This window comes from Arthrobacter sp. UCD-GKA, from assembly GCF_001863355.1.
Taxonomy (GTDB): domain Bacteria; phylum Actinomycetota; class Actinomycetes; order Actinomycetales; family Micrococcaceae; genus Paeniglutamicibacter.
Genome location: NZ_MOLR01000001.1, coordinates 104,466 through 117,340 on the forward strand (window position 1 = coordinate 104,466; position 12,875 = coordinate 117,340).

Below are 12,875 nucleotides of genomic sequence, written 5' to 3' on the forward strand. Positions count from 1 at the left end.
TTTGATGGAGACGTAACTGAATGTGGATGGAAAGCCATCGGCACAACGAGGAGTTGGAACGTGGACAATCGAGTCATGGCGGTCGGGGCGGGCCCCGGCAAACCGGGAAAGAAGCCCGGTCCGGGAACGGGCAAAGCCGTTTTCCGCGCGGTGCTGGCCGTCGTGCTGGTCGCGATCTGGCTGGGCGTCGCCGGAGTGGGCGGGCCGACCTTCGGCAAGCTGGGGGATGTGCAAACCAACGACCAGGCGGCGTTCCTGCCGGCCACGGCAGAGGCGACGCGGGCCCTGGAATGGCAAGCGAAGTTCCGCACCTCCGACGCCATCCCCGCGGTGGTGGTGATTGCCGGCGAATCGGCGATCGACCAGGACCGGATCAAGGAGGTTGCCGCCTCGCTGACGGACCTCGGGGGCCTGGACGGCGAGATCGTCGGCCCCTTCGCTTCCGAGGACGGGCTTGCGGCACAGCTGCTGGTTCCGTTGGACGGCAATGCGGAGGTCGACGCTGCGGTCGACGACCTGCGCGCGGAGCTTGCCGAGCGGATTCCCGAGGGGACCCGCGCCTACGTCACCGGCCCGGCCGGATTCAGCGCCGACCTCGTGGAGGCCTTCGGGGGCATCGACGGGGTGCTGCTCGGGGTGGCGCTCGGCGCGGTCTTCCTGATCCTGCTGCTGGTCTACCGCTCCGTCCTGCTGCCGGTGACGGTGCTGTTCACGGCCGTCGCCGCACTCTGCGCCGCCATCCTCGCGGTGTACTTCATGGCCAAGGAAGGCTGGATCAGCCTCGACGGGCAAAGCCAGGGCATTCTCTCCATCCTTGTCATCGGCGCCGCAACCGACTACTCATTGCTGCTGGTGGCCAGGCACAAGGAGGCGCTGTCCAAGGGGCAGGACCGCTGGGAGGCCGTGGTGACGGCCTGGAAGCGATCCGTGGAACCCATCCTGGCTTCAGGCGGCACAGTGACGGTCGGCCTGCTGTGCCTGCTCTTCTCGGACCTGAACTCCAACAAGGCGCTGGGCCCGATTGGCGCGAGCGGCATCGTCTTTTCCATCATCGCCGCCCTGACCTTCCTGCCCGCCGCGCTGGCGCTGCTGGGCAGGAAAGCCTACTGGCCCTTCATGCCGAAGCCCGAGGTCCGGTTGGACGCCGAGGAACTGCCCGCGGGCCTATGGGGACGTGTCGCCGGATTCGTCGGTCGCCACCCCCGGCCGATCTGGGTGCTTACGGCGTTGGTGCTGGCCGCCGGTGCCCTGGGCATGACCCAGCTCAAGGCCTCCGGCGTGCCGCAAAGCGAACTGGTCTTGGGCCAGACCGATTCGCGCGACGGCCAACTCGTGCTCGGGGAGCACTTCCCCGGAGGCACGGGAAGCCCGCTCTTCGCCATCGTCGACGAATCGCGCGCCGCGGACCTGTTGCCCCGGATCGAGGACGCCGGCGGGGTGGCCTCGGCCTACCTCCAGGCCGCCGACGGCGGACCCGCCCTCGTGCAGGCCGGACGCGAGCCCCAGGTGGTCGAGGGGCGGAGCCTGATCTCCATCACCCTGGACGACGCCGCGGACTCGGACGCCGCCAAGGCGACGCTGCTGGACCTGCGGGAGATGCTCCACGGGCAGGACCCGGAATCGCTGGTGGGCGGAACCACGGCGACGCTGAGCGACACCGCGACCACGGCACAGGCCGATCTGGTCAAGATCATCCCGCTGATCCTCGGCGCCATCCTGCTCATCCTGATGCTGCTGCTGCGATCGATCCTGGCCCCGGTGCTCCTGGTGGCGACCACCCTGCTGTCCTACGGAACCGCCATGGGGGTTTCCGCCTGGGTCTTCAACGGCATCTTCAACTTCGTCGGGGCCGACCCGTCCGTTCCGCTGTTCGGATTCGTGTTCCTGGTGGCGTTGGGCGTGGACTACAACATCTTCCTGATGACCCGGGTCCGGGAGGAATCCCTGGAGCACGGCACGCGTGCGGGCGTCCTGCGAGGCCTGGCCGTCACCGGTGGCGTCATCACCTCCGCGGGCGTGGTGCTGGCGGCCACGTTCGCCGCGCTGGGCATCATCCCCATCATGTTCCTTCTGCAGCTCGGATTCATCGTAGCCTTCGGCGTGCTGCTTGACACCCTGGTGGTCAGGTCGCTGCTGGTGCCGGCACTGGTCCATGATCTCGGCGGGAAAGTGTGGTGGCCAAGCAAGCTCGGGCGCACAAGGTAACGGATCTCTCGTTCGGCGAGGCCCCGGGTGCTGATAAGCTGGGTACTTGTAGATCGGTAAGGTGCGAGCACTCTGCTTGCAGCCCGAGGGTCTATGCGTCGACAGACTGGATTTCCCGATCCGCCGCACGCCTTGCTTCCTTTCGAGGGAGCGAACGCGGCCGGTCAATGTGCGCTTAGCGCCATCTTGGCTCTCTCTTTCTTCGGCGACCACGCGCGCCGAAACCGTCGTGCGAAGCTTTGAGAGAAAGTACCACGTGAGTCCTTCATTCACTTCCCTTGGCGTGCCCGCAATCTTCGCAGACGTCCTCGCGTCGCAGGGGATCGAGAGCGCATTCCCCATCCAGGAAGCCACCCTTCCGACCACCCTCAACGGCGGAGACGTGCTCGGCCGCGGCCAGACCGGCTCGGGCAAGACCCTGGCATTCTCCCTTCCGGTGGTCGCCCGCCTGGCCGCCAACCCCAAGCCGCGCAAGGCCCGCTTCCCGCGTGCCCTGATCATGGCACCGACCCGCGAGCTGGCCACCCAGATCGCCAAGGTCGTTGAGCCGCTGGCCAAGGCCGTGGACCTGCGCGTTGCCGTCGTCTTCGGCGGCGTCTCGCAGGTGCGACAGGAAAAGGACCTCAACGCCGGGGTCGACATCCTCATCGCCTGCCCGGGCCGCCTCGAGGACCTGCTCAAGCAGCGCGTCGCCGACCTCTCCCGCGTGGAGATCTCCGTGCTGGACGAGGCCGACCACATGGCCGACCTCGGCTTCCTGCCGGTCGTCAAGCGCATCTTGGACCAGGCCCCCCGCGGCATCCAGCACATGCTCTTCTCCGCCACGCTGGACAACGGCGTGGACAAGCTTGTCCAGCGCTACCTCGCGAACCCGACCGTGCACTCGGTGGATTCCTCCTCGGCCTCGGTGAACACCATGGAGCACCACGTGTTCCTGGTGTCCAACGACGACAAGAAGGAACTGGTCCGCACCCTGGCCTCGGGCTCCGGGCGCCGCATCATGTTCATGCGCACCAAGCACCACGCCAAGAAGATGGCCGTCTGGCTGTCCAAGTGCGGCATCCCGACCGTTGACCTGCACGGCAACCTGAGCCAGAACGCCCGCGACCGCAACCTTGCCGCCTTCTCGGCCGGGGATGCCCGCGTGCTGGTGGCCACCGACGTCGCCGCCCGCGGCGTGCACGTCGACGGCGTCGAGCTTGTCGTCCACATCGACCCGCCGGCAGAGCACAAGGCCTACCTGCACCGCTCGGGCCGCACCGCCCGCGCCGGTTCGGACGGCACCGTCGTCACCGTCGTCACCCCGGACCAGCAGAGCGACGTCAAGTCGCTGCTGAAGGCCGCAGGCATCAAGGTGCCGATGGTCAAGGTCACCCCGAACGCCCAGATTGTTTCCGACGTTGTCGGCGAGCGTGCCGAGCCCGTTGCCTACGTTGCCCCGCAGCTGCGCAGCACCGCAAGTGTCCGCAAGGACACCCTGAACGACTCCGACGCAGCAGGCGGCCGGGGCCGTCGCCGCGGCGGCCGCGGCACCGCCAAGAGCGCCGGCGGGGAAGCACCGCGCAACCGCGACGAAAACCGCGGCGAGCGTCGCACCGAGAGCCGCGGCGGGAATGGCGCGGCAGGACGTGGCGGCGAACGTCGCACCGAGAACCGCACCGAGAACCGTGGCGAAGGCCGCGGCTACGCCGCTGCAGGCGGCCGTGGCGGGGAACGCCGCAACGACGGCCGCGGCGCCTCGGCCCCGCGTGGCGGCGAGCGTCGGACCGACAACCGCTCCGACCGTCGTGTCGACGTGCGCCAGGACGACCGCGACGTAGCCCGTCGCAGCCCCGTTCCGAACCGCGGTTCGGCAGCGGCCCGCAACAACTCGGGCCAGCGCCAGGGTTCGGGTGCCGGCTCCCGCCCGCGCGGGGGCAACACCATTGCCGAGGCACTGGGCGCCTCCAAGGTGGAGGCCGCAACCGGTGCAGGCCGTGGACGCGGTCCGCGTCGCGCCTCGGCTCCGGCCTCGAACGGCCGCAACTTCTAGGACCATTCCGGCCACCGCTGGTGGCCAGCCTGATCCAACAAGTGGGCCCGGGAATGCAACATTCGTTGCAATCCCGGGCCCACTTGGCGTTTAAGGAACGCTCGGCGACGTTCGCGGAATCATCCCTTTGGTTGAACCCGGTGCGTTCCCATCCCCGGGGAGATCATCCTTTGGATGCCCGGGCCGGGCGGGGAGAGCCAATAATCTGGTGACACGACGCCGCGGCAATCGCCCGAATCATTTGATCGGCAGGGAAACCGCGCAGATGACCGAGACCTGACGACATTGGAGATCCACCTTGATTGAATCGCTGCAGCAGTTCACCGCCGAATTCCCGCCCGCACTGCAGTGGCTCGCCGTGATGCTGGCAGCGGCCGTCCCCTTCATCGAGTCCTACTTCGGCTCGGCGCTCGGAGTGGTCATCGGGGTCAACCCGGTGATTGCCGTGGGGGCCGCTGTCATTGGAAACGTCGCCTCGATGCTCCTGCTGGTCAACGGGGCCCACCTGGTGCGCCGAAAGGTTGCCAAGGAAAATTCCTCCCCGTCGGTGAAGTACGCCAAGCTGCGCTCGGCATTCGACAAGTACGGGATTGCCGGCGTAAGCCTGCTGGGGCAGACCATCCTGCCCAGCCAGATCACCTCGGCCGCGCTGGTGTCCTTCGGGGCCGCCAAGGAAAAGGTGATTTTCTGGCAGGTCATTTCGATCATCCTCTGGGGTACTGCCTTCGGCCTGCTTGCCTACCTCGGCGTGGACCTGGTCCTGGGTCGCTGAGCCGGTTTGCCTCGCGCCACTGCCGCACGCTACCTTGCAGGCCAGGCATCCCCGGGGTATCGATCCGCGGATGCCGRCCGGCTCACCGGCATCGGCCACGGGCGTTTCCCGCATGATCTCTGCCGGCGAACAACGTTCACAGCCAACTCCAAGTTCCCCGGGATTCCGGGGAACTTTTGTTGGATTGGGGACCAGAACCACGCCTCAACGCCAAAGTTGAGCCATCCTCGCTCAACTTTGAATTGACATCGATTTGATGACGAGTAAACTTGAGTCCAGAACGCTCAACCGATGTGAATCGTGCTGGCGTTGGAACATTTTCCCAAGGTAATGAAGGAGCATCCCCATGTCACGTGCCGTAGGTATTGACCTCGGAACCACCAACTCCGTTGTATCCGTCCTCGAAGGTGGCGAGCCCACCGTCATCGCCAACGCCGAAGGCAACCGCACCACCCCGTCGGTTGTGGCCTTCGCCAAGAGCGGCGAGGTCCTGGTTGGCGACATCGCCAAGCGCCAGGCCGTGAACAACATCGATCGCACCATCGCCTCGGTCAAGCGCCACATGGGCACCGACTGGTCGGTCGCCATCGACGACAAGAAGTACACCGCGCAGGAAATCTCCGCACGTACGCTGATGAAGCTCAAGACCGACGCCGAGTCGTACCTGGGCGAGAAGGTCACCGACGCGGTCATCACCGTCCCGGCCTACTTCAACGACGCCGAGCGCCAGGCCACCAAGGAAGCCGGCGAGATCGCCGGCCTGAACGTCCTGCGCATCGTCAACGAGCCGACCGCAGCCGCCTTGGCCTACGGCCTGGACAAGGGCAAGGAAGACGAGCTCATCCTGGTCTTCGACCTCGGCGGCGGAACATTCGACGTCTCCCTGCTGGAAGTCGGCAAGGACGAAGACGACTTCTCCACCATCCAGGTGCGCGCCACCTCGGGTGACAACCGCCTCGGCGGCGACGACTGGGACCAGCGCGTCGTCGACTGGCTGCTGGCCCAGGCCAAGCAGAAGGGCGCAGACCTGTCCAAGGACAAGATCGCCCTGCAGCGCCTGAAGGAAGCCGCGGAGCAGGCCAAGAAGGAACTGTCCTCGGCTACCTCCACCAACATCTCCCTGCAGTACCTCTCGGTCACCGCCGACGGCCCGGTCCACTTGGACGAGCACCTTTCGCGCGCCAAGTTCCAGGAACTGACCGCCGACCTGCTCGAGCGCACCCGCAAGCCGTTCAAGGACGTCATCGCCGAAGCCGGCGTGAAGGTCTCCGAGATCGCCCACGTGATCCTCGTTGGCGGCTCGACCCGCATGCCCGCCGTTGTCGAACTGGTCAAGGAACTGGCTGGCAAGGACGCAAACAAGGGCGTGAACCCGGACGAGGTCGTCGCCGTGGGCGCCGCATTGCAGGCCGGCGTGCTGAAGGGCGAGCGCAAGGACGTGCTGCTCATCGACGTCACCCCGCTGTCCCTGGGCATCGAAACCAAGGGTGGTGTGATGACCAAGCTGATCGAGCGCAACACCGCGATCCCGACCAAGCGTTCGGAGACCTTCACCACCGCCGAGGACAACCAGCCCTCGGTTTCCATCCAGGTCTTCCAGGGCGAGCGCGAGTTCACCCGCGACAACAAGGCCCTGGGCACCTTTGAGCTGACCGGCATCGCGCCGGCCCCGCGCGGCATCCCGCAGGTCGAGGTCACCTTCGACATCGATGCCAACGGCATCGTCCACGTCTCCGCCAAGGACAAGGGCACCGGCGTCGAGCAGTCGATGACCATCACCGGCGGAACCGCGCTGTCCAAGGACGACATCGACCGCATGGTCCGCGAGGCCGAGGAGCACGCTTCCGAGGACAAGGCCCGCCGCGAGGCAGCCGAGACCCGCAACGCCGCCGAGCAGTCTGCGTACTCTGTTGACAAGCTGATCAAGGACAACGAGGACAAGCTGCCCGAGGAAGTCAAGACCGAGGTCCAGGCCGACGTCGACGCGCTGAAGGCCGCCCTGGAGAAGCAGGACAACGACGACGAGGTCAAGACCGCGTTCGAGAAGCTGCAGGCTTCGCAGACCAAGCTGGGCGAGGCCATCTACTCGCAGGCACAGTCCGAGGGCGCAGCCGCCGCTGATGCCGAGGCCCCGAACGCCGAAGAGGACATCGTCGACGCCGAGGTCATCGACGAAGACGAAAAGAAGTAAGGGGCGCATCAACCATGTCAGAGGAAAACCACGACGAGGGCATCTCCAAGGACGAGGTTACCCCCGTTGACGAGGCCCACGACTCGGGTGACGCGTTGAGCCAGGCCGAGGCCATCCTCAACGAGGCAGCAGCCGACACCGAGGCGCCGGAGGCAAACGACAAGGAAGCCGAATTGCGCGACGACCTGTTGCGCCTGCAGGCCGAGTACGTCAACTACCGCAAGCGCGTCGAGCGCGACCGTGACGTGGCACGCGATGTCGCCGTGCAGTCGGTGTTCGTCAACCTGCTGCCGGTGCTTGACGACATCGACGCGGCCCGTGCCCACGGCGACCTGACCGAGGGCCCGTTCGCCTCGATCGCCAACAAGCTCGACGCAGTGCTTGAGAGCCTCGGCCTGGAGCGCATCGCCGAGGCCGGGGTGCTCTTCGACCCGAACATCCACGAGGCGCTGATCCAGCAGCCGCACGCGGAGATCCCGGCGGACCACGTGGCCCAGGTGCTGCGCACCGGGTTCAAGAAGGGCGAGCGCATCCTTCGCGCAGCCCAGGTGATTGTTTCCCTCGGGGAATAGCCACCACCGGCAACGACTGCAGCAATGCACGAATTGCACCACCGTATGCGGCGGATCGCTTCGCTTCCCCTTGGGGGGAACCAGCGATCCGCCGCACACTTGGTGAAGCACCACCCACAGATTTCTGGTCCGCCGCGAATTTCCGGCGGGCCATCCACAGAGAATTTCACCACCAAAGGAGGCGCCTGATGGCAAGTCAGGACTGGGTCGAAAAGGATTTCTACGCCATTCTTGGCGTCTCCAAGGACGCCAGCGACGCGGATATCAAGAAGGCGTACCGGAAGCTTGCCCGCAAGCACCACCCGGACACCAACTCCGGGGATCCCGCGTCCGAGCGCAAGTTCAAGGACATCACCGAGGCGCACTCGGTGCTCTCGGATCCCGAGGACCGCCAGCAGTACGACGCCATCCGTGCCATGGGCTCCGGGGCGCGCTTCAGCGCCGGCGGCCAAGGCGGGGCACCGGGCAACGGCGGATTCGAGGATGTCTTCTCCAACCTCTTCGGTGGCGGCGGAGGCGGAGGAAGCCGGCGCGGCGGCCAGGTGCCGCCGGAATTCGCCGACCTCTTTGGCGGCGGGGGCGGCTTCGGGGGCTTCGGCCAGCAGGCGCCGCGCAAGGGCGCGGACCGCACCGCAAGCACCACCATTTCCTTCGCCGGTTCCATAAAGGGAACCACCATCGGCCTGCGCGAGGCCAACGGCGAAGTCATCGACGTGCGGATCCCCGCGGGGATCAAGGACGGGCAGTCGGTGCGCGTGCGCGGCAAGGGATCGCCCGGTTCCGCCGGCGCCGGTGACCTGATCGTCAAGGTCACCGTCAGCCCGCACCCGGTCTTCATCCGTGAAGACAACAACATCCGCATCCATGTCCCGGTCACCTTCGACGAGGCCGCACTGGGCGGACAGATCGAGGTGCCGACACTGACCGGGGAAAGCGTCAAGATGAAGGTCCCCGCGGGATCGGCAACCGGGCGCACGCTGCGGCTCAAGGGCCGCGGCGTCAAGACCTCCAAGGCCACCGGCGACCTGCTGGTCACCCTGGACGTGGTGGTCCCGCAGAACCTCTCCAAGGAAGCCAAGGCGGCCGTCGAGGCCTTCGCCGAGGCAACCAAGGGCGAGAACCCGCGCGAGTCCCTGGTCGCCCGCGCAAAACTCTAAACACCTCAGGGCCCCGCGCCGCTTGACCGGCGACGCGGGGCCCTTGGCCCCACCGGGATATTGGCTACGGTGGATGAAACCGGATGAAAGGCAGGGATCATGGGCAATGACCGACTAAGGCCGATCTTCGTCATTTCAGTTGCAGCCGAATTGGCCGACATGCACCCCCAGACGCTGCGCCAATACGACCGCCTCGGCCTGGTTTCCCCCTCCCGCCAGGGCGGCAAGCAACGCAGGTACTCCGAGCACGACGTGGAATTGCTCCGCGAGATCCAGCGCCTGTCCAAGGACGGGGTCTCGCTGGAAGGCATCAGGCGCATCATGGCCCTGGAAAACCAGGTCGCCGCCCTGCGCATGCGGATCGGCGAACTGAGCAACGAGGTCTTCGCCCTGCGCAGCGCCCACCAGGCCGCGGGCCTGGGACGCGTCTTTGCCGCCGGGAGCACCGGGGACGTGGTCTCCCTGGCCCGCGGGCAGCGCCCGCGCGGCCGCAGCCAGGCCGTGGTCGTGTGGAAGCCGCGCGGCAAGTAGCCGCCGCACCGGGACGCCCCCTATGCCACCGACCGAGGACTATGCCCGTCTCTCCGCCGCGGCCCAGCGCCGCTTCGAGGCGTTGTGCAAGATCCGCGGACGGCTGCGCACCTCCCACCGCCAGGCCCTCGACGGGACAGCCCATGCGCTGCGCCCCGGAGCCATGGACCCGGCCATTCCCGCACGCCACCTGCTGTACCTTGATTTGTCCGGCCGCGAGCCGCTGGCCGCGGTTGCCGTGGGCGAGCTGGACACCGCCACGCACGTGACCTTCCAGCTTTCCGGAACCGGCATCAGGGCGCGCAACGCGTTGTGGGGCAGCGTCCGGGAAGCCGGGCAGCTCTACCTGGAACAACTAAAGGTCGGGATCGCCGAACCCGCGGTGGTCGCGTGGCTGGGATACCCCGCCCCCAACTTGGCCAGCGCCCTGCTGGACAATGCCGCCCGGCGGGGCCTGCATCGGCTCGGGCAAGACCTGGGCACCTTTGCCCGCTTGAGGCCCGACGCCCCGCACCTGGCACTCGAAGCCCACTCCTACGCAGCCACGCTTGCCGCCCAGGTTCTTGACCCGGCATCCGGGTACGCGGTCCACGCCCAGGCGCTGGCCACCATCGGTTCGGCCGGGATTCCCCGGCACCTGTCCCGCAGCCCGGGGCGGCTGAACGTGCCGCCACACAACGTCTACGAGGCCATCGCCCCGGGCGACCGACTGGCGTGGTTAGGCCGCGCGCTCTCGGGCCGCAAGATGCTTTCCGGCCACGAGTTCAGCGTCGGTGCCATCCCGGAACTGGGACTGCATGCCGCCACCGGCCACAACACCTCCCAGCACCTGCCGGGGAATCCGGCCTCGCCCCGAGGCTACCGGGACCCCGACACGCTGTCCCTGCGCAATCTGGCGTTGATCACCACCGGGCAGCAACCGCTGGCTTAAGCACGGCGGGCGGTGCCGGACCGAAACCCGACACCGCCCACAGCAACACCGACCGGCTACGGCGCCTTGCGGTAGGCCAGGTCGAAGATCATCCGGCCGGCCTTGAGCGCCTTGCCCTCGAAGCTGGTCAACGTGCGGCCCTCGAAGCGGGGAGCCCAGCCCCCGCGCTCGTCGATGAATGCGGGATCCTTCTCGTCCTTTTCCAGGCCCAGGCGGCGCACCTTGGTGAGGTTGCTGTCCTCGCCGGCCAGCTCGCCGGGGTGCAGGCTGGTGAACGCGTCGGCCGCGTCAAAGACCTCGCGCATTTGCTCGGCGTAGTTGGACCAGTCGGTGGCAAGGCGGACCACGCCGCCGGGGACCAGCACGCGCTCAAGCTTCTTCACGAACGAATCCTTGATCAGGCGGCGCTTGTGGTGGCGGATCTTGTGCCACGGGTCGGAGAAGAAGATCCAGACCTCGTCGGCTGAGGCCGCCGGAAGCATCGAGTCCAGGACCTCCGGCGCATTGGCCTGGACCGCGCGCACGTTGGTCAGCTCGTTGTTTTCCACCCGCACCATGAGCGCTGCCAATCCGGGGCGGTACACCTCGACGGCCAGGAAGTCCTTGTCGCGGTGCTCGCTGGCGGCAAAGGCCATGGCTTCGCCCAGGCCCGAGCCGATCTCCACGATCAGCGGGGCCTTGCGGCCGTAGATGGCTTCCTGGTCGAACTGGTAGCCCTCGGCCACGGAGGTGTCTGCCTGCTCGCGCGGCGGCTCGATGATGTACTTTTGGGCGGTGCGTTCCCAGGCGTCGGCACGGCGGCCCTGCAGGCGGTTGCCGCGGCGGACAAACGAGACGGGTTCGGTTCGGTAAAAGGCGAGGTCTTCGACGGCGCGGCCGCTGACCGGCATCTTGCGCTCTGGGGGAATGCTCATGGGCTTAAGGGTAGCGAACTTCACCGGGTGGCTTTGGCGCCCTTGGCACCGGAGGCTTTTGCCGGTTGCGGGCCGCGGGCGTAGCTCTCTCCGGCCTTGAGCGCCGAATCGCCCATGAGCTCGGTGACGGTAACAAAGGTGTACCCCTTGGCGCGCAGGCCGGCAAGGATCTTGGGGACCGCCGCCACGGTGCTGGAATGGATGTCATGCATCAACACGATCGACCCCGGCGTGGTCTGGGAAATCGCGGCGTCGACGACCTTTTCGGTGTTGCGGTGCTTCCAGTCCAGGGTGTCGACGTCCCACAGGATCACCGGGGTGCTCGCGAGCCGGTCGCTGATGGAGTTGTGTGCGCCGTAGGGAGGGCGCATCAGGGTGGCGGGCTGGTCGACGGCCTTGGCGATCGCCGCGTTGGTGCGGTCAATCTCACGTTGGATCTGCGCCGAGGACAGCGAGGTGAGCGAGCGGTGGTTCCACGTGTGGTTCCCGACTTCATGGCCCTCGGCCACCATGCGGGCCAAGATCTCGGGTCGCAGCTTGGCATTGGGGCCGACGACGAAGAACGTGGAGGGCGCGTTGCCCTCGCGCAGGGTGTCGAGCAGTTTCCCGGTCTTCGGGCCCGGTCCGTCGTCGAAGGTCAATGCCACGCACTTCGTTGCCGTGCAGTCGACGGCACGTTGCGGTCGCCGGTTGCGATCGGCCCCCTCGGATTTCTTGCCGGCATCGGGAACGGATTCCGGACTCGTCGCCGCGGCACCGCCGTCGGGTGCCTGGCTGGCCCGGTCCTGCAGCAGGCCCAGCTGCACCCTGGGGCTCGGAGACGTTGCGGCCGTGCGGGCCAGGGTTCCGAACCCGGAGAGCAACGCGGCAACGTGCTCGGCATCGACCTTCACGACAATGGGGCCGGCCGAGCCGGGGCCGACACTGTTGTCATCGAATTCCACCAGGGCGTTTCCATGCGCGTCGAAATTCACGGAGTCCAGCCAGGCATCATCGAGGTCCAGCAGGCTCCCGACGAAAACCCTGGGATCGGCGGTTGCTGCCTGGGCGATGAACTCCTTGAACTGCGCCCAGTCCTCGTCGCTGTCAAACAAGTCCCTGGTTCCCAGTGCCGCTGGTGCGTCTTGGGTGAACCACTGTGTCACATACCGGGTTCCGGCACCGGCGCCGGTGGACTCATAGGTGTTGACCCGGATGCCCAGGACCCGGGTGGAAACGGCCGTGAGATGGCTGCGCATGTTCAGTTCCGCCACGGGCCGTTCCCCCGTAGCCACATCCGGAACATTCGTGGACTTGAATGCATCGACCTGCTCCGTGACAAGGTCCGACTGGGACCGGGCCACCGCGGGGACGGAAGAAACCTCGAAATGCTTGGTGAAGATGCGGCGGTGCTCATCGGTCGCGGTCACCGCATTCAGGTCTGGAACCAGGAACAGGGGAAGGGCGTCGGAGTTTTGGCCCTCCGCGTTGGATGACGCGTTTGCGGCTTCCTGGATCGAATCCCGCGGGGACTTGGGGGATCCTGGTGCCGGTGCGCAACCTGCCAGAAGTACGATCACAAGGAGTCCGG

10 protein-coding genes are annotated in these 12,875 nt (G+C 66.9%); 8 read left to right on the forward strand and 2 right to left on the reverse strand.

The window, feature by feature from the left end:
• Positions 1 to 75: 75 nt before the first annotated feature.
• The 8 genes from BLJ79_RS00495 (at position 76) to BLJ79_RS00530 (ending at position 10,391) form a co-directional block, all read left to right on the forward strand.
• The gene (locus BLJ79_RS00495; protein WP_083410898.1) at positions 76 to 2,205 is read left to right on the forward strand and encodes an MMPL family transporter; all 2,130 of its coding nucleotides are present in this window, start codon (positions 76 to 78) and stop codon (positions 2,203 to 2,205) included.
• Between the two features lie 256 nt (positions 2,206 to 2,461).
• Positions 2,462 to 4,237 (forward strand): DEAD/DEAH box helicase, encoded by a 1,776-nt coding sequence (locus BLJ79_RS00500; protein WP_071212717.1) that lies wholly within the window; start codon positions 2,462 to 2,464, stop codon positions 4,235 to 4,237.
• A gap of 298 nt (positions 4,238 to 4,535) precedes the next feature.
• The gene (locus BLJ79_RS00505; protein ID WP_071212718.1) at positions 4,536 to 5,009 is read left to right on the forward strand and encodes a hypothetical protein; all 474 of its coding nucleotides are present in this window, start codon (positions 4,536 to 4,538) and stop codon (positions 5,007 to 5,009) included.
• Positions 5,010 to 5,355: 346 nt separating this feature from the next.
• Complete coding sequence (gene dnaK / locus BLJ79_RS00510) at positions 5,356 to 7,200, forward strand: molecular chaperone DnaK (RefSeq protein WP_071212719.1); 1,845 nt, start codon at positions 5,356 to 5,358, stop codon at positions 7,198 to 7,200.
• Between the two features lie 14 nt (positions 7,201 to 7,214).
• On the forward strand, positions 7,215 to 7,772 hold the full coding sequence (locus BLJ79_RS00515) for a nucleotide exchange factor GrpE (RefSeq protein WP_071212720.1): 558 nt from the start codon (positions 7,215 to 7,217) through the stop codon (positions 7,770 to 7,772).
• 188 nt (positions 7,773 to 7,960) lie between these two features.
• Positions 7,961 to 8,929, forward strand: coding sequence for a DnaJ C-terminal domain-containing protein (locus tag BLJ79_RS00520; protein WP_071212721.1), 969 nt, complete (start codon positions 7,961 to 7,963; stop codon positions 8,927 to 8,929).
• A gap of 99 nt (positions 8,930 to 9,028) precedes the next feature.
• Positions 9,029 to 9,460 carry a heat shock protein transcriptional repressor HspR gene (locus BLJ79_RS00525; RefSeq protein ID WP_071212722.1) on the forward strand — a complete coding sequence of 144 codons (432 nt, stop codon included), beginning with the start codon at positions 9,029 to 9,031 and terminating at the stop codon, positions 9,458 to 9,460.
• Between the two features lie 22 nt (positions 9,461 to 9,482).
• On the forward strand, positions 9,483 to 10,391 hold the full coding sequence (locus BLJ79_RS00530) for an alpha/beta hydrolase (protein ID WP_071212723.1): 909 nt from the start codon (positions 9,483 to 9,485) through the stop codon (positions 10,389 to 10,391).
• A gap of 56 nt (positions 10,392 to 10,447) precedes the next feature.
• Here BLJ79_RS00530 and trmB read toward each other — a convergent pair whose 3' ends face one another.
• Both trmB and BLJ79_RS00540 read right to left on the reverse strand, forming a co-directional pair.
• Positions 10,448 to 11,305, reverse strand: a complete 858-nt coding sequence (gene trmB, locus BLJ79_RS00535) for a tRNA (guanosine(46)-N7)-methyltransferase TrmB (protein WP_071212724.1) — start codon at positions 11,303 to 11,305, stop codon at positions 10,448 to 10,450.
• A 20-nt stretch (positions 11,306 to 11,325) separates the two neighbouring features.
• Positions 11,326 to 12,864 (reverse strand): polysaccharide deacetylase family protein, encoded by a 1,539-nt coding sequence (locus BLJ79_RS00540; protein ID WP_071212725.1) that lies wholly within the window; start codon positions 12,862 to 12,864, stop codon positions 11,326 to 11,328.
• Positions 12,865 to 12,875 lie beyond the last annotated feature (11 nt).

Bases quoted from the DNA above. Each gene is read 5' to 3' on its own strand.
- BLJ79_RS00530 (WP_071212723.1), top strand. From the start codon at position 9,483: ATGCCACCGACCGAGGACTATGCCCGTCTCTCCGCCGCGGCCCAGCGC.
- BLJ79_RS00525 (WP_071212722.1), top strand. From the start codon at position 9,029: ATGGGCAATGACCGACTAAGGCCGATCTTCGTCATTTCAGTTGCAGCC.
- BLJ79_RS00520 (WP_071212721.1), top strand. From the start codon at position 7,961: ATGGCAAGTCAGGACTGGGTCGAAAAGGATTTCTACGCCATTCTTGGC.
- dnaK (WP_071212719.1), top strand. From the start codon at position 5,356: ATGTCACGTGCCGTAGGTATTGACCTCGGAACCACCAACTCCGTTGTA.
- BLJ79_RS00495 (WP_083410898.1), top strand. From the start codon at position 76: ATGGCGGTCGGGGCGGGCCCCGGCAAACCGGGAAAGAAGCCCGGTCCG.
- trmB (WP_071212724.1), bottom strand. From the start codon at position 11,305: ATGAGCATTCCCCCAGAGCGCAAGATGCCGGTCAGCGGCCGCGCCGTC.
- BLJ79_RS00515 (WP_071212720.1), top strand. From the start codon at position 7,215: ATGTCAGAGGAAAACCACGACGAGGGCATCTCCAAGGACGAGGTTACC.